The following is a 21,266-nucleotide window of genomic DNA, read 5'->3' on the forward strand; positions in this document are numbered from 1 at the left end:
CTGGTCAAGGGTACGTGACCAGCGCCTAGAGGGTCAAACCGGCTGCTCGGTGTCAGTCCTCCCCGGTCGGCGGGCCGGCCGGGCGGGCCGCCGCGCGACGCCGCGGCCTGCGTGCCGGCACCGCGGCGACGGGTTGATACTCCGGTTCGGCCGAGTCGGACTCGTCGTCCGAATCGTCGTCGTCGGACTCGTCATCGGAGTCGTCGTCTGACTCGTCCTCGTCGTACTCATCGGAGTCGTCCTCGTCGGAGTCCTCGTCGGAGTCCTCGTCGGAGTCCTCGTCATCGGAGTCGTCGTCCAGAACGTCGATCTCGTCATCGATACCGGCGTCGACATCGTCCTCGTCGTCCGAGTCGTCGTCGTCGGACTCGTCATCCGAGTCGTCATCGTCGGAGTCGTCATCGTCCGAGTCCTCGTCCAGATCGTCCTCGACATCGCTGTCCACGTCGTCGCTGTCCACGTCGTCGCTGTCCACGTCGTCACCGTCGACCGGCTCGACACCCTGAGCCCGGCTGTCGTCGGTCGCGGTGGTGTCGTCGGCCTCGGACGACTCGTCGGTCAGGTCCTCGTCGGACTCATCACGACCCGCCGCGGCCATCGCCTTGAACATCGGGTGCTCACCGGCACCGTGCACGGGGACCTTGGCCATCTGGATCGCGTCCTGCGGTTCCTCGGTCTTGGCGGCCGCCTTCTTGCCGCGCTTGCCGCGGCGACCGCCGCCACCACCGCCGTTCTCGGACTTGCGACCGTTGCCCGACGGCGCCGCCGAGTCGACCGGATCGGCGTGCAGCACGATCCCGCGGCCCGCACAGTGCGAGCAGGTCGTCGAGAAGGCCTCGACCAACCCGGTGCCCAGCCGCTTCCGGGTCAACTGCACCAGACCCAGCGAGGTCACCTCGGAGACCTGATGGCGGGTGCGATCGCGGGCCAGCGCCTCGGTGAGCCGCCGCAGCACCAGATCGCGGTTGGACTCCAGCACCATGTCGATGAAGTCGATGACGATGATGCCGCCGATATCGCGCAGCCGCAGCTGCCGCACGACCTCCTCGGCCGCCTCCAGGTTGTTGCGGGTGACGGTCTGTTCCAGGTTGCCGCCCGAGCCGGTGAACTTGCCCGTGTTGACGTCGACCACGGTCATCGCCTCGGTGCGATCGATCACCAGCGTGCCGCCCGAGGGCAGCCAGACCTTGCGGTCCATCGCCTTGGCCAACTGTTCGTCGATGCGGTGCACCGCGAACACGTCCGGTCCGTCCGGAGATCCGGCCTCGTACTTGGTCAGCCGCGGAACGAGTTCCGGAGCGACCGAGTTCACGTAGTCGTTGATGGTGTTCCAGGCCTCGTCGCCGGAGACGATCAGGCCGGAGAAGTCCTCGTTGAACAGGTCGCGGATGACCTTGACCAGGACATCGGGCTCTTCGTAGAGCGCCACCGCGGCGCCGGCCTTCTTCTGGGTCACCTCGGCCGCGGTCGCCTCGATCTGCGTCCAGCGTTCCTGCAACCGGTTGACGTCGGTGCGGATGTCTTCTTCCTTGACGCCCTCGGACGCGGTGCGGATGATGACGCCGGCACCCGCAGGGACGACCTCTTTGAGGATCTCCTTGAGCCGCTGGCGCTCGGTGTCGGGCAGCTTGCGGCTGATGCCGGTCGAGGAGGCGCCGGGCACATAGACCAGATAGCGGCCGGCCAATGAGACCTGCGTGGTCAGACGGGCACCCTTGTGTCCGACCGGGTCCTTGCTGACCTGGACCACGACATAGTCACCGGGCTTGAGAGCCTGTTCGATCTTGCGTTGAGCGCCGCCGAGGCCGGCGGCCTCCCAGTTGACCTCGCCGGCGTAGAGCACGCCGTTGCGGCCGCGGCCGATGTCGACGAAGGCCGCCTCCATCGAAGGCAGCACGTTCTGCACGATGCCCAGGTAGATGTTGCCGACCAGCGAGGCGGATGCTGCAGAGGTCACGAAGTGCTCGACGACGACGCCGTCTTCCAGGACCGCGATCTGGGTGTAGCGGGCGCCCTCATGGGGCGGTTCGGTGCGGACCTTGTCGCGCACGATCATCGTCCGCTCGACCGCCTCGCGGCGGGCCAGGAACTCGGCCTCACTCAGGATCGGCGGACGACGCCGTCCGGCGTCGCGGCCGTCCCGACGCCGCTGCCGCTTGGCCTCCAGGCGGGTCGAACCCGAGATGCCCTGGATCTCGTCCTTATCGGACTTGTCGGCCTTGGCGCGCGGTGCGCGCTCGTGCACCACGGTGTTCGGCGGGTCGTCCGGCGATCCGCTGTCATCGGAGTCGCCCGATCCGGACTTGCGGCGGCGGCGACGGCGGCGACGACGACTGCCGGCCTCCCCGCCGTTGCCGTCCTCACCGTTGTCGTCCTCGGACTCCTCGGAATCCTCGGTGTCATCGGTGCCGCTCTGCTCGGCCGACTCGGTCTCGGCGTCGGAGCCCTCTGAGTCGGCGTCCTCACCGTCATCGGCGCTCTGCTCGCCCCGGCCGCGACCGCGGCCACGACGGCCGCGCCGGCGCCGGCGCGCGGCGGGACGTTCGTCGCCGTCGCCGTCACCGTCGCCGTCCTCGGAGTCGGCGTCATCATCGGTATCGCTGTCGTCGGCCGCGGTGTCGGGAGCCGGGCGGGCGGCGAAATCGACCGGCTGCGGCGCGACGAACAGCGGCAGATACGGGGCGGGTTCCTCGGCAGGCGGCGGGCTCGGCGGCGTCTCCAGCAGCAGCCGCGACTCCGGCTCCTCGGTGACGGGGTCCGCGGCCACGGCCGGCACCTCGGTGATGGTCTCGGTGATCACGACCTCATCGGTCGGGGTCTGGATCACCTCCACGGCGGCCTCGACCACCACGGGCTCGGCGGCCGGCGGCTCGGGCTGCGCCGGTTCGACGGCCGGGACCTCGACCGCGGAGGCGGCGGCCTCGGCGTTGAGCACCTCGCGGACCTGCTCGGCCTGGGCGCGCTCGACGGTCGAATGCGGGCTGCGAGCGCGGCCGTCGAGCTGAGCCAGTGCATCGACGATGCGCTTACTGGTGGTTCCCAGCACGCGGGCCAGCGAGTGGACTCTCAGCTTCGCCGGCAGTTCCTCGCTGCCCTGGGTGTTTTCGGATAGGTCTTGGTTAGGGGCATCTTCGGCCACAAATTCTCCTCAAGCCCCCGGGCGCGTCGTACAACGCGGCCACACGAGGGCTTCCGCTATGGGTCCGGGGAACTTCTCCCGAACTTGTTATGGTCTCGCCCCGAGGGGTCCACGACGAACCCGCTCGGTGCCTGGCTGAATGATGGCTGGACGGTCTGGCGCCACACCGCATACACGATGGTCGCGCTCGTCGAAGTCTTCATCCGGGTTCCCGGCCCCAGTGTGGTTGCCGGTCTCCCGAGGTCAGTATCCCATATCGCGCGCCCGAATCTGACCAAGGCGGCGAAAGCGGCCGCTAAGCGCCGGTCAGCTCGGGGAACCAGAGCGCGATTTCCCGCGCGGCCGACTCGGGCGAGTCGGAACCGTGCACCAAGTTTTCCTGGGTCACGAGTGCGAAGTCACCGCGGATGGTGCCCGGGGTGGCCTTCTCGACCGGATCGGTGCCACCGGCGATCTGACGGAACGCGGCGATGGCCCGCTCCCCCTCGACGACCGCGGCCACCACCGGCCCGGAGGTGATGAATTCCAGCAGCGATCCGAAGAACGGCTTGCCGTCGTGCTCGGCGTAGTGCTGCCGGGCCACGTCCTCGCTGACGGTCTTGAGTTCCAGGGCGGCGAACGTCAGGCCCTTGCGCTCGATCCGGCTGATGACCTCGCCGATCAGGTTGCGCTGTACGCCGTCGGGCTTGATCAACACGAGAGTCCGCTCAGTCACGGCGCACAGCCTACCGGGCAGTAATGACTAGTCGGATTCGGGTCGGCGGGCGGCCTGCTGCCAGGGCAGTTGACCGCGGTCCTGGCGTCGTTTGACCTCGGCGCGCAGGTAGATGATCAGGGCCCAGACCGCGGCGAACACCACGCCGATGAACCCGATCGCGGCATGGACGAGGGCCCCCGCGACCAGGACGAACTGCACCCCGAGATTGACCCAGATGATCCCGGGCCGGCCCCGCACCCCGGACATCAGCACCAGCACGACCGCCGCACCGATCAGGAATCCGCCGCTGGCCGCGGTCAACCCGGCCTCCCCGTTGGCCACCACCGGCAGCGCCAGCAGCGCGACGATGGCCTCCAGGATCAGCGTGCCGGCCATGATCCCGCGGAAGCTTTTCCACGGGTCCGAGCCGGCGACGGCCGGTGCGGCGTCCGGATCGGCGGATTCACCGGGGGTCACGGGCGGTTCGCTCGACTCGCTCATGTCAGGCGGGGTCCTTCCCGAACAGGGTGCGCGCCGCACCGGCGGTGACGACGGAGCCGGTGATCACGATGCCGCTCCCGGACAGTCCTTCGCCGTCGTTGCCGAAGTCCTCGACCAGCGCGGTGGCGGCCTCGATCGCATCCGGCAGAGCGGCAGCGGTGATGACGCGATCCGGCCCGAACCGTTCCGATGCCAGGCTCGCCAGCCCCTCCACGTCCAACGCCCTCGGCGACCCGTTGTGCGTGACCACCAGCATGTCGAACGCCGGTTCCAGCGCCTCAAGGATGCCGTTGACGTCCTTGTCGGCCATCACCGAGACGATGCCGACCAGGTAGCGGAAGTCGAATTCGTCGGCCAGCGCCTGGGTGAGCGCGGCGGCGCCGGCCGGGTTGTGCGCGGCGTCGACGAACACCGTCGGCGCGCTGCGCACCCGCTCCAGCCGGCCCGGGCTGGCCACGGCGGCGAATCCGGCCCGCACGGCGTCGATATCGAGTTGGCGCTGGGCGCCGGCGCCGAAGAAAGCCTCCACCGCGGCCAGCGCGACGACGGCGTTGTGCGCCTGATGTTCGCCGTGCAAGGGCAGGAAGATCTCGTCGTACACGCCGCCGAGGCCCTGCAGGGTCAGCAACTGGCCGCCGATGGCGACCTGGCGGTCCAGCACCGCGAACTCGGAATCCTCGCGCGCGACGGCGGCATCGGCGCGCACGGTCTCGGCAAGCAGCACCTCCATGGCCTCAGGGACCTGGCGGCCGATCACGGCGACCGTGTCGGTCGGGATCAGCGCGTCCTCCTGTTTGTGGATGATCCCGGCCTTCTCGGCTGCGATCTCGGCGATGCTGTCGCCCAGATAGTCGGTGTGGTCCAGCCCGATCGGGGTGATCACCGCGACCGGGGCGCCGACGACGTTGGTGGCATCCCAGCGACCGCCGAGCCCGGTTTCGATGACGGCCACGTCCACGGGCGCGTCGGCGAACGCGGCGAAGGCCATCGCCGTGAGCACCTCGAACTTGCTCATCTTCGGCCCGCCGGCACCCTCGGACTGCTGGTCGACCAGTTCCACGAAGGGTTCGATCTCGCGGTAGGTCGCCACGTACCGGGCCGGGGTGATCGGCCTACCGTCGATGGCGATCCGTTCGACCGCCGACTGCAGATGCGGGCTGGTGGTGCGGCCGGTGCGCCGGTGCAGCGCGACCAGCAGCGCATCGATGATGCGCGCCACCGAGGTCTTGCCGTTGGTGCCGGCGATGTGGATGGCCGGGTACGCGCGCTGCGGGGACCCGAGCAGTTCCAGTAGCGCCGCGATGCGCGCGGTGCTGGGCTCGATCTTGGTTTCCGGCCAGCGTTGGTCGAGCAGATGCTCGACCTGCAGCAGCGCGGCGACCTCGTCCGGGGCAGGTTCGGGGCTCACGTGCGATCCGCTTCGCATCCGGCCGTGCAGGTCATGCCAACGCCGCGAGGCGGGCGGTGATCCGCTCGACCTCTTCCTCGGCCAGTTGCCTACGGGCCTTGATCTTCTCGACGACGGCTTCGGGCGCCTTGGCCAGGAACTCCGCGTTGCCGAGCTTGCCCGCGGTCTGGGCCAGTTCCTTCTGCGCGGCGGCCAGGTCTTTCTCCAGCCTGCGCTTCTCGGCCGCGACGTCGACGGTCCCGGAGGTGTCCAGTTCGACGGTCACGGTGGCACCGGACAGCCGCACCTCGACCGAGGCCGACGCGGTGAACCCGTCGGCCGGTTCGGTGAGCCAGGCCAGCGCGGTGACGGCCGGCCGCTGGGATTCGATATCGGCGGCGTCCAGACCGGCGAGCCGGGCGGGCACCCGCTGCCGATCCGCCAAACCCTGATCGCTGCGGAAGCGGCGCACCTCGGTCACCAGCTTCTGCATGTCGGTGATGCGTTGAGCGGCAACCGCATCCGTTGCGTACCCGGATGCGCTCGGCCACGCCGCGATGACGAGCGATTCGGCACCGGTCAGCGTCTTCCAGAGCGTCTCGGTGACGAACGGCATCACCGGGTGCAGGAGTCTGAGCAGCGTGTCGAGCACCGCGGCCAGCACCCCGGGGGTATGCGAAAGCCCTTCGGAGATCTGGACCTTGGCCAATTCGAGGTACCAGTCACAGAACTCGTCCCAGGCAAAGTGGTACAGCGCCTCGCACGCGCGGCTGAACTCGTAGGACTCCAGCGCCTCGTCGGCCTCGGCGCGCACCTGCTCCAACCGGCCCAGGATCCAGCGGTCGGCGTCGGTGAGTTGGTCGGCGGCCGGCAGTTCGGTCGGTTCGGCACCGTTCATCAGGGCGAACTTGGTGGCGTTGAACAGTTTGGTGGCGAAGTTGCGCGATGCGCGGGCGTGGTCCTCACCGATCGAGAGGTCGCCGCCGGGGCTCGCGCCGCGGGCCAGGGTGAAGCGCAGCGCGTCCGCGCCGAACTTCTCCACCCAGTCCAGCGGGTCGATGCCGTTGCCCTTGGACTTGCTCATCTTGCGGCCGAACTCGTCGCGGATCAGGCCGTGCAGGAAGACGTTCTCGAACGGCACCGCAGCGGCGTCGATCGCATCGTCGCCGGCGACGAACGTGCCGAACATCATCATCCGCGCCACCCAGAAGAACAGGATGTCGTAGCCGGTGACCAGAACCGTTGTCGGATAGAACTTCTTGAGCTCCGGGGTGGCGTCGGGCCAGCCCATGGTGGAGAACGGCCACAGCGCCGAGGAGAACCAGGTGTCCAGGACGTCGGGGTCCTGCTCCCACCCCTGTGGCGGGGTCTCGTCGGGTCCCAGGCAGACCTGCTGGCCGTCGGGCCCGTGCCAGATCGGGATGCGATGGCCCCACCAGAGCTGACGCGAGATGCACCAGTCGTGCATGTTGTCCACCCAGGCGAACCAGCGGGGTTCCAGGCTGGCCGGATGAATCACGGTGTCGCCGTTGCGGACCGCGTCACCGGCAGCCTTGGCCAGCGACTCCACCTTGACCCACCACTGCAGGCTCAGCCGTGGCTCGATGGGTTCGCCGCTGCGCTCGGAGTGCCCGACGCTGTGCAGATACGGGCGCTTCTCGGCGACGATGCGGCCCTGCGCGGCCAATGCCTCGCGCACGGCGACGCGCGCCTCGAAGCGGTCCATCCCGTCGAACTGCGTCCCGGTTCCGGAGATGGCGCCCGCGGTGTCCAGGATGGACGGCATCGGTAGGTTGTGCCGCAACCCGATCTCGAAGTCGTTCGGATCATGGGCGGGCGTGACTTTGACTGCGCCGGTGCCGAATTCGGGATCCACGTGCGCGTCGGCGACGATGACGATGGAGTGGTCGGCCAGAAACGGGTGCGCCAGGGTGGTGCCGACCAGCGCCCGGTAGCGGTCGTCGTCGGGGTGCACGGCGATTGCCGTGTCACCGAGCATGGTCTCCAGTCGGGTGGTGGCCACGATGATGTGCGGTTCGTCGTCGTTCATCGACCCGTAGCGGAACGACACCAGCTCACCCTCGACGTCCTCGTACTTGACCTCGAGATCGGAGATGGCGGTCTGCAGCACCGGCGACCAGTTGACCAGCCGCTCGGCCTGATAGATCAGCCCGGCGTCGTAGAGCCGTTTGAAGATGGTGCGCACGGCACGCGAGAGGCCCTCGTCCATGGTGAAGCGGTCGCGGCTCCAGTCCACGCCGTCGCCGAGGCGGCGCATCTGCCCGCCGATGGTGCCGCCGGACTCACGCTTCCAGTCCCAGACCTTGTCGATGAACAGGTCACGGCCGAAATCCTCTTTGGTCTTGCCGTCGGCGGCGAGCTGCTTTTCCACCACCGATTGGGTCGCGATGCCGGCATGGTCCATGCCGGGCAGCCACAGCACCTCGAATCCCTGCATGCGTCGCCGACGGGTCAGCGCATCCATCAGGGTGTGGTCGAGCGCATGTCCCATGTGCAGGCTGCCGGTGACGTTCGGCGGCGGCAGCACGATGGAATAGCCGGGCTTGTCGCTGCTGGGGTCGGCGGTGAAGTACCCGGCGTCGACCCAGCCCTGGTACAGGTCGCTCTCTACCGCTCCCGGTTCCCAGGACTTGGGCAGGGCATCGGCGCGCGAGGAGGGGCTGGCAGTCACCGCTCGATTCTAGGGAAACCGCCGCAGCGGCCACGCGAGCCCCCGATTTCGGCTGCGATTTGTGGAGTGCTCGTCGGAACCATTCCGACGAGAGCTCCACAGATCGCGGCTATTTCCTGCCGCCGAGCAGGCCGCCGAGGATGTCGCCGATCGGATTGCCCTGCGCACCGGAACCGCCACCGAGCACACTGCCCAGGATGCTGCCCAGCGGGTTGTCACCGCCGCCGCTCGATCCGCCGCCGAGGATGCCTCCCAGCACGTCGCCGAGCCCGCCGCCGCCGGCCTGCGTTCGGTCCGCGCCACCACCGAACTGCTTGCCGATATAGGCCAGGACGATCGGCGCCAGGATGGGTAGCAGCTTCCTGATCAGGTCGCCGTTGGCCACGCCACCGCCGGTCAGTGCCGAGGCGACACTGTTGCTGTCGTTGCCGCCGAAGATGTCGGCGACGATCTTGTCGCCGTGGGCGGTGTCGACATCGTCGACCGTGACCCCGCCATCGAACAGACGGCTGCCGGCTTGCGAGCCGACCGCCGCCTCCAGATCCGTGGAGTCGATGTCGTCGGCCTGCACGTTGGCCTGCACACCGCCGACCAACGCGGGCACCAGCGTCCGGATGGCGTTGTCCACCTCGCTCTGGCCGGCCCCTAATCTCGCGGCGATGTCCGCCACCGGGATCTGCGCATAAAGATCGTCCAAACCTGCCATGGTCCACCCATTCCGTTGCACTTCGGCCCCCCGGATCGGACCCTAGCCGAGCGGGCGGACGGCCGGAATCAATTGAGCCGGGCGGTCTCCAGGGTGACCCCGGCCGCGGGCAGCCGGGTCAGCAGTGCCGAACCCATCGCGGCCGCCGGGGTGAGCACACCGCGCAGATCCGAGAGTTCGTCGCGGTCCAGCGCCAGGGCCAGGCCGCACTCGGCCAGCAACACCGCGGTGGCCTTGTAGCCCGGGTCGCCCTGCTGCGCGATGGTCGCGCGGTAGCGGGCACCGGTGGTCGTGGTGGTGTAGGTCTCGATGCGGTAGTGGCCGCGCTCCCTGGTGCGTTCGCTGGGTCCGGTGCCGGGCTTGGGCAGGACGCGCTCCAGCAGACCGGTGGGCACCTTGTTCATATAGCGGCTGCCCAGGCTGAACGTCGCCACGCTGGCGGCGGTCTCCAACGCCGCGGCCGCCGGTGCCAGCACCGACGAGCCGAGGCTCATCTGTTCGGCATAGCGGAACTGTCGACCGTAGGCCCAGTCCAGCAGCGCATTGCTGCGTCGCACGATGCGGGAATTGGGGGCGGCCATCGCGAACGCGCCGGTCCAGATGCCGTCGAGTTCAGGGGCGATATCGCGGCCGCGCCGCCACGGGTTGTCCGACTGATGTCCGAGCTCGGGCTCGGCGCCCCGATCGGTGGTGAGGGTATAGGGGTCGTCGAGGTAGCGACGTGATTCCGGGTTGTCGGCGGCGGTCTTCATGAATTCGACCATCGAGGCGGCGGTGCCACCGGAGACGCCCCCGGCGAAGGTGCGCAGCACCAGGTTGGTCTCGGTCAGCTCACCGGCGCCATCGGCGACGACCCGGTCGTGCAGGGCGTAGACGGTGATATCCGATGGGACCGAATCGAATCCGCAGGAATGCACGATCCGCGCGCCGGTGTCGATGGCCTGCTTGTGGAACTGTTCGGCGCTGTCGCGGATGAACAGGGTCTCGCCGGTGAGATCGGCATAGTCGGTGCCCGCCGCGACGCACGCCTGCACGAGCGGCAGCCCGTACCTGGTGTAGGGACCGACGGTGGTGACGACGACCTGGGTGCGCGCGGCCAGGTCGGCCAGCGTGGACGGCTGGGCGGTGTCGGCCTCGATCAGCGGCCAGTCCTGCGCGGCGGGCCCGAGGCTGTCGCGCACTTCGCGCACCTTGACCAGCGAGCGTCCGGCCAGTGCGATCCGGGCGCCCGAGCCGGCCCCGGCCAGGTACTGCGCGGTGAGCTTGCCGGCGAACCCGGTGGCGCCGTACAGGACGATGTCGAATTCGCGCTGCGAGGAGGTCATGGGTCCCGAAGCTACCCGAGGAGTTCGGGCAGGCCTACCTCCCGACCGAACAGATGGTTGTCCAGGAATGCGGTGATCACCTGGTACCAGATCTTGGTGTGCTGGGGTGCCGCGATCCAGTGCCCCTCGGATGGGAAGTACAGGAATTGGTGCGGGCTGGACCCGTCGTCGGCGGCGGCCAGCCCGGACCGGCTGAGCAGTTCGTACCACAGCCGCAGACCCTCGCCGATGGGAACGCGATAGTCCTTGTCGCCGTGGATGACCAGCATCGGGGTGCGGATGGACTCGACGTGGCTGTGCGGCGAATTGTGCTGTGTCATCTGCTCGGTCATCTCGCGTTCCCACCAGTACGCCCCGTCGGTGGTGGGTCCGAACTGGTCCAGTGCCCACAGGCTGGCGTGCGTGACGATCGCGGCGAACCTGTCGGTGTGACCGGCGATCCAGTTGGCCATGTAGCCGCCGAAGGATCCGCCCATCGCGGCGGTGCGCCGTTCGTCGACCCGTGGATGCGCGCAGGCGGCGTCGGTGGCCGCCATCAGATCGGTATAGGGCGCCGAACCCCACGCGCCCCAGCCGCGCTGGATGAAGTTCTGACCGTAGCCGGTGGACAGGGCCGGATCCGGCAGCAGCACCGCATAGCCCGCGGCGGCCAGCAGCCACGGATTCCACCGCCAGTGCCAGGTGTTCCAACTACCGAGCGGTCCGCCGTGCACCCACAGCAGCAGCGGTGCCGCCCCTTCACCGTCGGGTAACACCAGCCACGAGTGCACCGGTGTGCCGTCGGGCGCCGCGGCCGTCAGTTCCTCCACGGTGCCCGGCAGCTCGGGCAGTTCGACGCAGGGCAGCACGCTGACGGCGCCGTCGGCATCGATGCGCACCGGGTGCGGCGGCCGCAGGTACGAACTGCGCAGCGCGAAGATGATCCCGCCCGGCGCGGTGCGGATATCGGAGTAGGCGTAATCGTCATCGGTGAGCCGGGTGACGGTGCCGGTTGCGGGGTCTACCGTGAATATCGGGTGTCGGCCGTTGTCGTCGGCGGTGACGATCAGGCGGGTGCCGTCGGCGCTCCAGACGACCGAGGCGGGCCAGCGGTCCCAGTCGCCGAGTTCCTGCCATCGCCGCCCGAATTCGGCCCAGCACAAGGTGACCCGGGGCGCCCGCTCGGGTGTCGAGGTGGTCTCGCGCAGAAAGGCGTACCGGCGGCCGTCCGGGGAGATCACCGGCCCGTCCAGATCGGCGTCGGGGTCATCGGCGATGACGGTGTGTTCCCCGGTGGCGATGTCGATGCGCACGATCCGTGACCGCACGGCCACCCCGGAAGTCGGCGCATGCCAGCCGGTGATCACGAAGCTGCCGTCCGGGCTGAGGTCGTATGCGGCCTCGCGCAGTGCGACACCGGCGGCCGGGGCCAGGTCACGCATACCGTCGGTGTCGAACAGGTGCGGTTGATCGGGTCCCAGATCGTGGTCCCAGTGCCGGATCGGGTAGCTGCGGTGCAGGATCGCCGAGACCTTGTTGTCCTTGCGCAGTTTTCGCAGCCGCTCGTCGTCATCGATCCCGGTGGCCGACGACAGCAGAGGCGCGGTCACCAGGGTACGTGCCGCCCGCCGGGCGGGGTGCACGGTGGTGATCCCGCCGGCCAGGGCCAGTTCCTCGACCGCCTCCCCGCCGTCGCGCGGCAGCCGCCAGAGCGCCGCGGGAGGTGCTTCCTCGCCCGGCCTCGGCCGGCTGGCCAAGAACAGCAGATCCCCGTCGGCCGTGAAGGCCGGACTCGACTCCCCCTTGGCGCCCTGGGTCAGCCGGCGGGCGGGCCGGCGTCCTTCGGGATCCAATTCCCAGACCGCGGTGATGTATTCGGTGCGGTCGTCGTTGAGTTCACTGATGGTGGTGACCACCCGGTCACCACCCGGGGTGACGGCCAGGCCGGCCACCCTGGGCAGTGCCAGATAGGAATCCAGATCCTCGAACGGCGTCATGCCCTCACCGTAGTGCGGCCGTCAGACGACCTCGGTGATCTGCCCCGTGACATCGGCGCGGACCTGCTTGCTGCTGCGCTCGCCCTGGACGTTGAGCAGGATCTGCAGCTCGTCACCGAACGGGAGGTTGCGCTTGATCACCACCGATTGCACGGCGGCATCGGCGATTCCGCTGGCGGCCGCCGCCTTGTCGATCGCCGCAACGATCGCGGTGGTCGGCACCTCGGTGACCGAGAACAGGTTCTGCCGCAGCGCCTCGGCGTCGTCGCCGTAGTCCACCGGCCGCATGGGGCCGACGGTGCCCGCGGTATAGGTCCACTGGTTCAGTTCGGTGGGCGCGGCGGGATCGATGGCCTGTGCGGTCACCGACATGTCGGTGAACACGAGTTCCACCACCTGCATCGGGTCGGCGCCGACCTTCTCGGAGATGGCGGTGATGGCGGCGTCGATCGATTCGGTGGTCAGCATGTCACCGGCGGCGATGTCGACGAGGCCGTCGGCGGTCTCGTTGAGCTGCTCCACCGCGGTGCTCGCGGCGTCGGTGAGTTGTTGGATCTCGGCGACCTTCGAGCATCCGGTCAGGAAGGTGATGGACAGGGCGGTGGCGGCCAGGCCGATACCGAAGCGGGTGTATGTCGTCATGGCAACGACTGTGGCGGCAGCGGCGCGCTACCGATCCCAAGTTCGGGGCGTAACACGGCGGTACGGCGTCTTCACGCCGATTTAACCGGCGATGACGGCCGAGACACATTGGCGCGGTTACCTTCATCTCGGTACACCGTCAGTACCTCACGGACACTGCGGATAAACGCAGCGCCGTGTCGCAAACCCCCAACAACGGCGGAGGTCCCTTTGACACCTGAAGTGGAGGACGCCCTCTCGACGATGGCGTCCGTCAACAACGAGTTCTTCTACTGGATGTCCATCGCCTTGATGATGCTCATCCACGCCGGGTTCCTGGCCTATGAGGTCGGCGCGTCCCGGTCGAAGAACGTGCTCGCGACGGCCATGAAGAACCTGCTGGCGCTCGCCACCATCGTGGCGTCCTTCTACTTCGTCGGCTGGTTCCTGTACAACGCGATGCCCAGCGGCTTCATCGAGTTCAACGATGCGGCCAAGGCCGCCCTGCCGTGGGGCGACAACATGGGTCCGAACACCGCCGACTCGGCCAGCGGCATCTTCTGGGGTGCGTTCGCGCTGTTCGCCGCGACGACCGGGTCGATCATGTCCGGCGCTGTCCTGGAACGCATTCGCACCAGCGGATTTCTGGTGCTCACCGTGATGGTCGGCTCGGTCACGTGGATCATCGGCGCCGCCTGGGGGTGGCACGGCGCCGGATGGATGCTCACCAAGCTCGGTTTCCACGATGTCGGTGCGGCGGGGTGTGTGCACATGATCGCCGGCTTCGCGACCCTGGGGATCCTGATCAACCTCGGTCCGCGCATCGGACGCTTCCTGCCCGACGGTAAGCCGGTGACGATCCGTCCGCACAACCTGCCGCTCACCATGGTGGGCCTGATGCTCATCTTCGCCGGCTTCTTCGGCTTCCTGATGGGCTGCGTGATCTACGCCGGCGATGGTTACGCCACCATCTACGCCAGCCCGACGACGTTGAGCGCCTTTGCCTTCAACACGTTGATGGGCCTGGCGGGCGGCATCATCGGCGCGTACCTGACGTCGCGTGGCGAACCCTTCTGGACCATCTCCGGCGGGTTGTGCGGCATCATCGGCGTGGCATCGGGAATGGATCTCTATCACCCGGCGCTGGGCTTCCTGATCGCGTTCGGCGCGGGTTGCCTGGCTCCCTTCATCGGAAAGCTGCTGGAGAGGTTCAAGATCGACGATGTGGTCGGCGCGGTGTCGGTGCACGGCGGCATCGGTCTGTATTCGGTGCTGATGGCCGGGGTGTTCCTGTCCGGCTACCCGAACACCGACGGCAACCCGCCGGTGTCGCTGTGGGGTCAGGTCGTCGGGGCAGTGGTGTTCGCCGCCCTCGGCTTCATCCCGGCCTACCTGGTGTCGCTGGGGCTGAAGAAGGTTGGTCTGCTGCGCATTCCGAAGGAAGTCGAGATGCAGGGCCTGGACCTCACCGAGGTGCCTGCCACGCCGTATCCCGAAGGCATCCCCATCACCGCGATGCGCACCAACGGGGCAGTACTGGTCGTCACCGAGGAGGTCAAGTAGATGTTCAGCCCGATCGACAGCTACGACGAGGCCGGCGTGGTGTTCACCTTCGGCGGCAACTCGCTCGGTGTGTGGTTGGTGTTCCTGCTCGCCCTGGCGGTGTTCATCGGATTCTTCGTCCGGATGATCCAGCACGAGAACAAGGCCTACCGGGCGATCATCGAGCACAAGCCGGTGGAGCCGGGACCGGCGGCCGAGGGCGAACCGACGCCGTACTAGCAGAACTCCGAAAATGCCCGGACCCCAATGGGTCCGGGCATTTTCACGTCCGGGTTTCAGCCGTGGTCGCGCAGCCATCGCACCGCGCGGTCACGGTAGCCGATGATGCCCTTGTAGTCGGCCATGTCCTCGGGCAGGTCGGCCAGCACCGCGGCGGTGCGCTCACGCCACGGATGCACCGTCGCGAGGTCGGTGAAGGGCAACAGATAGGTGCGGATCAGAAAACAGATGGCACCGGACTCGGGCAGTCGGATCAGGTGCTGAACCTCGACCCGCAGATGGACCAGCCGGCCGAACTCCTCGTCGTCGACACCGGTGATCAGGACGCGGTCAGGCCCCCACTCGTGGTACCGCTCGGTCGAGACATCCAGCCGCCGACCGACCGTCAGCGTCCAATTGGTGCGCCGGTAGGTCTCGCCCGGCTGTAGCCGCATGAGGAATTCCCGGGCACGGGTGATGACGCCGGTGGCCCGCAGTCGAGGCACCGGACCGTGAATCTCCAGGAATGTCATCCCGACGTCGAAACCGAACGACCAGTCCGCGGCGAACGTCACCACGCCCGCGTCCCCGAACAGGTCATTTTCGCGCTGGTCGAGCAGGACGATGTCCTCTTGCACCTGAGCGGCGATATAGGCCAGCGGCTCGGCGGGAAGCGTGGTCTCGTCGCCGATGACAAATGTCTGCTCGATGCCCAGTTTGTCGTTGCACCAACGCCATTGCTCGCCGTCACGGTGCAGCGACATGGCTTCCGGGTAGGAGCGGGCCAACTCCCGCATCAACGTCAGCATGGCATCCCAGCAGGCCGGGCGCATATGCGGCAGGACGGCATACCGGGTGGGATCGGCCGCCAGGACCGCGGCCCGCTCGGCCAGTTCGCGCCGGTACTCGCTGTCCACCTCGACCACCCGTTCACCCCACCGGCCCGCCGGTGTCGACACCGCCGCCCCCGCCGGTTCCACGTTGGTGGAGTACCGGTAGCTGTCCGCCGGGAACGGGAACGGGAACGTCTCGATCAGATCGCTCGCCGAAATCACAAGGCCACCTCCAGGGTTCCGTCGGCACCGCGGGACACGCATGCCATCAGTGAGTCAGCCGCCCGCTTCTGCTCGGCGTCGAGGTACAGATCGCGGTGCGTGATCGCACCGGCGGTCACCGGGATCTGGCACTGCCCGCACACACCCTTGCGGCACAGGTTGGGGACAGTGATTCCGCGGCGTTCCAACGCCTCCAGCAGCGATACCCCCGCATCGACCACGAACTCCTCCCCCGTGGAGGCAATCCGCGTGGTGAAGGGCGCGCCCGGGTCCAGTGCGGCGGACCCGAAGTGCTCGTGATGCATTCGACTTGGTGGCCAACCCAGTTCGACGGCCAACGCGGTGACCTGCTCGATGAACTGGGCGGGTCCACACATGTAGAGGTGCGTGCCGAACGGCTGATCGGCAAGCGCAGCACGCACATCCGCGATGAATTGCACCCGACTGGTGTGGATCGCGGCATGCCCGGCCAGTGCCGACACGATGTCCAGATACGCCCCGCGGCCGGGCCGGTGAATGTAGAAAAGCCGGGTGTCGCGGCCCCAGATCCGCGCCGCGCGTAGATGCGACACCATCGGGGTGATGCCGATGCCCGCGGCCACCAGCAGGTGACGCCGGGCGCGCAGCACGGGCGCAAAGGCGCTGCGCGGCAGGCTCGCGATCAGCGTGTCGCCGACTTCGAGTTCGTCATGGATCCACTGCGATCCGCCGGATCCACCCGCCTCGACGGGGCAACGCAGCACCGAGATCACGTATGCCTCGGGTGCGGTCCCGTCACCGGTCAGCGAATAGGCATTCGACACCGGCCCACATTCGAGGACGAGGTGGCTGCCCGCCGGGAACGCGGGAAGGGTTGCGCTGTCGGGGTCGGTCAGGGTCAGCGTGCGGATATCGGCGACGGTGTCGTCGATGGCGGTGACGACCAGCTTGAGCGTCGTCATGCCGGCATCGCCTCGGCGTCGACCATGAATCCCAGGTGCGCGCCCGCACGTCGCGAGACGTGATAGTAGACAACAAGATTGCGACCACACCCGGAACAGGGCAGGACCTCCTCGACGGCCACCCGGGCACCGGTGACGGTCAGGCAGTGCACGCATCGCACGGATCGCGCCGCCACGTCGGTGGTCGCGACCGTGATCTCGTCATCGGCGACGCCGAGCGAGACCGCTTCGGCCCGGAGCACCAGACAACTCTGCGCCGAGCCCGCCAGCATCAGCCGCCATCCGACGCGCGCGCCGGCGAGATCGGTGCGCAATGCCGTGAGCGCCGCGTCGATACCGGTGACCCGATGTACCACCATCCCGGATTCCCCTCCGGTCGCGGCGATCTGCTGACGCCATCGGTCGGCGATCTCGGATGCACCCTCGTCGAGGACGATGACGGTCCAGGATCGCCCCGAGGTGTCGGCCGGCGGACGGCTCGGGCGGATCGCCCATCCGGGCACACTGGTCACATCGATATCGGGTTTCATCGAGCCCTTCCCTGTACACCTACGGTTGACTGAGTTGCCTTTCAGGAAACCAGTGCTCCGTTTCGTGGATGTGACCCGAATGTCTCGACTGCTTGACGCCTACTGTCAGGCGCATGCCGCATCACATCACCGTCATCGGCGCCGGCATCGCCGGCTTGGCCACTGCCGTCGCGCTGCGCCGCGCCGGTCACGAGGTTCAGGTCGTCGAACAGCGGGCGGATACGAGTGCGGGCGCGGGGATCAGCATCTGGCCCAACGCGTTGGCGGCGTTGGACGCCATCGGCCTCGGCGATCAGGTCCGGGACGCCGGCGGCCGGGTGAGCGCCGGCGCGGTGCGCTGGCACGACGGTCGTTGGCTGCGGCGCCCGGCCGCCGACCGGATGGTGCATGCCCTCGGCGAACCCCTCGTGGTAATCCACCGAGCCGTCCTGACCGCCATCCTGGCCGATGCGCTGCCCTCGGGTGTCGTCCGGCACGGGGTGGCGGCCGCCGACCTCGATGTCTCCCCTTCGGGAGCGACGATCACGCTGGGCGACGGCGGCCGGCTGGCGACCGACGCCGTCGTCGGGGCCGACGGTGTCGATTCCATGGTGGCCAGGCGGCTCAATGGCGATCTGCCGAGACGCTATGCCGGCTACACCGCCTGGCGCGGTGTCGCCGAGTATGCGCTCGACCCGGATCTGGCCGGCGAGACGATGGGTCCGGGGATGGAGGTGGGTCATGTGCCGTTGGGAACGCGGCACACCTACTGGTTCGCCACCCAGCGCGCCGCTCAGGGGCGGTCCGCTCCCGACGGCGAGCTGGCCCACCTACACCGGCTGTTCGCGGATTGGGCCGACCCGATCCCGGCGCTACTGGCCGCGACCGATCCCGCCGCCGTGCTGCGCAACGACCTCTACGACCGCAAGCGGGCCGATCGGTGGGCCCGCGACCGGGCGGTGATCGTGGGGGACGCCGCGCATCCGATGCGGCCACACCTGGGCCAGGGCGGTTGTCAGGGCCTGGAGGATGCGGCGATTCTCGCGGCGCTCACCACCGGTGACGGCGATCTCTCGGCAGCGTTTCAGAAGTTCGCCCAGGTACGGCGACGTCGGGTGCAGCGCCTGGTCGCCGAGTCACGCACCATCGGACGGATGGTCAACCTGCGGCCCGCAGCGCTGAGCTCGCTGGCCAGTCGGGCCTCGGCGGTGGTGCCGGAGTGGCTGCTGGCCCGTCATCTGTCGACGGTCGCCGGCAGATCGGCGTTCGTCCTCCCGGATTGATCCGTTCAGCGCGGCTGGAAGGCGCGGACGGCGGCCTCCATGCCCTTGCACATCTGCCGGAAGTCGAAGATGCCCAGCACGGCGCCGCCGCGGATGGCCTGGCAGCCGGTGGCGGCCGGCGCGGGGGCCTGCGGCAGGGTCGGGGTGCCCCAGACGGCGGGGGTGGCTCCCCGCGAACCGCACTTGGGCCAGGCCTTGAGTCCCTGGGTGCGCAACACGTTCTCGGCGACGCGGATCTGCTCGGCGCGCGAGGCCCGGGCCGGCGAGCCGACACCGCCGTTGGCGGACCAGGTCGCCTGCTTGAACTGCAGGCCGCCGAAGTGGCCGTTACCCGTGTTGATCGACCAGTTGCCGCCCGACTCGCACTGGGCGATGGCGTCCCAGTTGACACTGTCCGCGCCGGCGGTGGCGGTCATCGCCATCGGGGCGACCGACAGGGCGCCGGTCGCGGCGGCCACCCATAGGCTCTTGGTGACGACATTCTTGATGGTGTTGCGAAAGCTGCTCATCTTGCGGTCCTTCCCCGACCGGTGACACGAGGGCCGCGAACCAAGCGTGAAGCATTCTTGCGACGCGGTTATCCGATGTGTCGAGCGACGGATATCACCCGTTACCGAGGAGGCTGAAGTTTTAACAGTTTCTTATGTGATTGGCGGTGTTCATGAGAAAACAATGGCGCCGAGCTCAATGCCCGGCGCCATTGCACCAATTCTTGCTATCGGAGGCGTCAGCCCCGGCCACCGCAGCTCGGCCACGCGCCGATGCCCTGGCTGCGCAGGACATTCTCCGCCACGCGGATCTGCTCTTCGCGGCTGGCGGCGTGCGGCATGCCGCTGCCGCCGTTGCCGTGCCAGGTGCCGAGGGTGAACTGCAGGCCCCCGTAGTAACCGTTGCCCGTGTTGATGGCCCAGTTGCCGCCCGACTCGCAGGCAGCAACGGCGTCCCAGTTCACGGAGTCCGCATGTGCGGTTCCGGTCGCCAGCATCAGGGGGGCAGCGCCGAGCGCCCCAGCGATGGCGGCCATACCGAACGTCTTGCGGATGTTCTTCAAAATCGATCCTCTCGCCGAGCGCGCGCCAAAGAACACGTCCACACGGATGCGGACGCGAAGACCTGAATTGCTCAGGCGGCGGATTTGGGGCGTGCCGTCTCGGTCAGGCACGACAGTGGGAGACACAAGTCTCGCCGGGCGTCATACCCGGCGACCGACAGACGTGAATTCAGTCTGCATCCGGCCCACTCACACGCAGGTGCTTGAATGTGAAATTGTTTGCTCCGTACCGGAGTTGAAAATGAACGTACAAAACTCCGCGGACGAAGTCACTTCAATGACGAACGTGTCGCTCTTTGATCACGAGAAGATCACAGCTTGGGCGATCGGCCAATTACGCAGGTCAGCCGTGAATTCGACTATCAACCCTGAATCGCAGGTAGAGGCGTTATCGGTGAGGCAGATCACAGCCATTTTGTGAGCTGCGCCACCTGGCCGCGTGTCGACGGACGCAGCCAACGTGTGGATACCCCGAAGAGCGGGCTTTCACACCCGTTTCACGCGGTGCCGCGACGGCCATGTTCGCTGCGCCCGGCCCGGCATCGATCGGGGATCTCAACAGCGAAAATGTCTGTCCTGCCATGCTTTTGGTCGATTCTCCAGGCCGGTCGAACCATGTTCTTTCTCAGCATGATTCGCGCTCATAGAGCGTCCACGGCACGTATACCTATATTGCGCAGTAGTTTTCGTTTCGTACCGCCGTTTGTCTCACGCGCTGCCCGAGCGGGTCAGTCCGCGCCGCATCGCGGCGCAGCCGTCAGCACACTTTCACGCGCACGACTTAGACAGTCGAACAACACCGGCACAACGAAATGTCTACGGAATCATCGGTTTTCCACAGTGTCCGCACTACCACCAGATAGGTTGTGCATCAAAGCTTTTCGCTTCACTGCGGCAAGAACCGGCCGTGATCGCGCGAGCCGCGGACGGTGAATTGTGACGTTCACGCACTCGTTATATGCGTGTTATCGACCAGATGAATTTCGCCGAAGGACAAATTCGGCGACGATGGCGTCATAATTGCTTATTTGCTGACCGAACCGGCGAAAATTCAGACGTCCAGGTCGGCGGGCGTGTTGACGTTGGTCAGCGCGTGCTGGTCCGGCATGACGATGCGCTGGGTGTCGGCGGCGTCCACCAGGGCGCGCATGCTGCGCTCCCCCGCGGTGACCAGTTCGTCGGCCAGATCGGCCAAGGCGGTGCGGTACAAGCCGGCCAGATAGTGGTCACGGCCGTCCCACGGCAGGATGACCGTCGCCTCGGCGGTGACGGCCGGCGTCAGCAACGCATCCATCAGCTCGGTGTCGAGGTGCGGCATGTCGACCGCACTGACGAAGGCCCAGCGGGCGCCCGCCTCAGCGGCCGCGCGTAACCCACGAGCGGTCGCCAGCAGCGGGCCGACGCCGCGCACGTCGTCACGCAGGATGCGGGCAGGCAGCGTCGGCAACGATTGCCCCGGCGCGGCGACGACGAACACCGGATCGCAGCGGGCGGCCACGACGTCGACCACCCGCTCGACGAGGGTGCGCCCGTCGAAGAGCAGTGTCGCCTTGTCCCGACCCATCCGCCGCGACGCCCCACCGGCCAGTACGACGGCGGCCGGCTGCAGGTGCGGGGTCACA

General features: G+C 68.0%; 16 protein-coding genes and 2 pseudogenes. 3 read left to right on the plus strand and 15 right to left on the minus strand.

Annotation, left to right across the window (positions count from 1 at the left end):
• Positions 1 to 52 precede the first annotated feature (52 nt).
• From ACWDUN_RS14750 to ACWDUN_RS14790, 9 genes are all read right to left on the minus strand, one after another.
• The gene (locus ACWDUN_RS14750) at positions 53 to 3,139 is read right to left on the minus strand and encodes a translation initiation factor IF-2 N-terminal domain-containing protein (protein ID WP_449929801.1); all 3,087 of its coding nucleotides are present in this window, start codon (positions 3,137 to 3,139) and stop codon (positions 53 to 55) included.
• 295 nt (positions 3,140 to 3,434) lie between these two features.
• Positions 3,435 to 3,854, minus strand: a complete 420-nt coding sequence (gene ndk / locus ACWDUN_RS14755; RefSeq protein WP_449929803.1) for a nucleoside-diphosphate kinase — start codon at positions 3,852 to 3,854, stop codon at positions 3,435 to 3,437.
• Positions 3,855 to 3,881: 27 nt separating this feature from the next.
• On the minus strand, positions 3,882 to 4,337 hold the full coding sequence (locus ACWDUN_RS14760; protein WP_449929805.1) for a DUF4233 domain-containing protein: 456 nt from the start codon (positions 4,335 to 4,337) through the stop codon (positions 3,882 to 3,884).
• Position 4,338: 1 nt separating this feature from the next.
• The gene (gene folC / locus ACWDUN_RS14765) at positions 4,339 to 5,763 is read right to left on the minus strand and encodes a bifunctional tetrahydrofolate synthase/dihydrofolate synthase (RefSeq protein ID WP_449929807.1); all 1,425 of its coding nucleotides are present in this window, start codon (positions 5,761 to 5,763) and stop codon (positions 4,339 to 4,341) included.
• A gap of 13 nt (positions 5,764 to 5,776) precedes the next feature.
• Positions 5,777 to 8,416, minus strand: a complete 2,640-nt coding sequence (locus tag ACWDUN_RS14770; RefSeq protein ID WP_449929809.1) for a valine--tRNA ligase — start codon at positions 8,414 to 8,416, stop codon at positions 5,777 to 5,779.
• 109 nt (positions 8,417 to 8,525) lie between these two features.
• The gene (locus ACWDUN_RS14775) at positions 8,526 to 9,122 is read right to left on the minus strand and encodes a DUF937 domain-containing protein (protein ID WP_449929811.1); all 597 of its coding nucleotides are present in this window, start codon (positions 9,120 to 9,122) and stop codon (positions 8,526 to 8,528) included.
• 68 nt (positions 9,123 to 9,190) lie between these two features.
• Positions 9,191 to 10,447, minus strand: a complete 1,257-nt coding sequence (locus ACWDUN_RS14780) for a saccharopine dehydrogenase family protein (RefSeq protein WP_449929813.1) — start codon at positions 10,445 to 10,447, stop codon at positions 9,191 to 9,193.
• 11 nt (positions 10,448 to 10,458) lie between these two features.
• The gene (locus ACWDUN_RS14785) at positions 10,459 to 12,423 is read right to left on the minus strand and encodes an alpha/beta fold hydrolase (RefSeq protein ID WP_449929815.1); all 1,965 of its coding nucleotides are present in this window, start codon (positions 12,421 to 12,423) and stop codon (positions 10,459 to 10,461) included.
• Between the two features lie 21 nt (positions 12,424 to 12,444).
• Complete coding sequence (locus ACWDUN_RS14790; protein ID WP_449929817.1) at positions 12,445 to 13,065, minus strand: hypothetical protein; 621 nt, start codon at positions 13,063 to 13,065, stop codon at positions 12,445 to 12,447.
• 210 nt (positions 13,066 to 13,275) lie between these two features.
• Between ACWDUN_RS14790 and ACWDUN_RS14795 the strand changes: the two genes are divergently transcribed.
• Together ACWDUN_RS14795 and ACWDUN_RS14800 are read left to right on the plus strand one after the other, a co-directional pair.
• Positions 13,276 to 14,607 carry an ammonium transporter gene (locus tag ACWDUN_RS14795; protein WP_449929819.1) on the plus strand — a complete coding sequence of 444 codons (1,332 nt, stop codon included), beginning with the start codon at positions 13,276 to 13,278 and terminating at the stop codon, positions 14,605 to 14,607.
• The gene (locus tag ACWDUN_RS14800) at positions 14,608 to 14,826 is read left to right on the plus strand and encodes a hypothetical protein (RefSeq protein ID WP_449929821.1); all 219 of its coding nucleotides are present in this window, start codon (positions 14,608 to 14,610) and stop codon (positions 14,824 to 14,826) included.
• 56 nt (positions 14,827 to 14,882) lie between these two features.
• Here the strand turns inward: ACWDUN_RS14800 and ACWDUN_RS14805 are convergent, their stop codons facing one another.
• Genes ACWDUN_RS14805 through ACWDUN_RS14815 form a run of 3 tightly spaced genes read right to left on the minus strand, consistent with a single transcriptional unit; the run spans position 14,883 to position 17,331 of the window.
• Positions 14,883 to 15,860: a heme-dependent oxidative N-demethylase family protein gene (locus tag ACWDUN_RS14805; RefSeq protein ID WP_449929823.1), complete on the minus strand. Its 978-nt coding sequence runs from the start codon at positions 15,858 to 15,860 to the stop codon at positions 14,883 to 14,885.
• Positions 15,857 to 16,801, minus strand: a complete 945-nt coding sequence (locus ACWDUN_RS14810; protein WP_449929825.1) for a PDR/VanB family oxidoreductase — start codon at positions 16,799 to 16,801, stop codon at positions 15,857 to 15,859. Before ACWDUN_RS14810 ends, ACWDUN_RS14805 begins: the two co-directional genes overlap by 4 nt.
• Complete coding sequence (locus tag ACWDUN_RS14815; RefSeq protein ID WP_449929827.1) at positions 16,798 to 17,331, minus strand: dimethylamine monooxygenase subunit DmmA family protein; 534 nt, start codon at positions 17,329 to 17,331, stop codon at positions 16,798 to 16,800. Before ACWDUN_RS14815 ends, ACWDUN_RS14810 begins: the two co-directional genes overlap by 4 nt.
• 113 nt (positions 17,332 to 17,444) lie before the next feature.
• Between ACWDUN_RS14815 and ACWDUN_RS14820 the strand changes: the two genes are divergently transcribed.
• Positions 17,445 to 18,593 carry an FAD-dependent oxidoreductase gene (locus tag ACWDUN_RS14820; RefSeq protein ID WP_449929829.1) on the plus strand — a complete coding sequence of 383 codons (1,149 nt, stop codon included), beginning with the start codon at positions 17,445 to 17,447 and terminating at the stop codon, positions 18,591 to 18,593.
• A gap of 167 nt (positions 18,594 to 18,760) precedes the next feature.
• Here the strand turns inward: ACWDUN_RS14820 and ACWDUN_RS14825 are convergent.
• The 3 genes and pseudogenes from ACWDUN_RS14825 to mobA all read right to left on the minus strand — a co-directional run.
• Positions 18,761 to 18,991, minus strand: a pseudogene (locus tag ACWDUN_RS14825) (transglycosylase family protein); the annotation flags it as partial.
• A 329-nt stretch (positions 18,992 to 19,320) separates the two neighbouring features.
• Positions 19,321 to 19,554: pseudogene (locus tag ACWDUN_RS14830) on the minus strand (transglycosylase family protein); the annotation flags it as partial.
• Positions 19,555 to 20,695: 1,141 nt separating this feature from the next.
• Positions 20,696 to 21,265, minus strand: coding sequence for a molybdenum cofactor guanylyltransferase (gene mobA / locus ACWDUN_RS14835; RefSeq protein ID WP_449929831.1), 570 nt, complete (start codon positions 21,263 to 21,265; stop codon positions 20,696 to 20,698).
• Position 21,266 lies beyond the last annotated feature (1 nt).

This window comes from Mycobacterium sp. NPDC003323 (genome assembly GCF_053589535.1).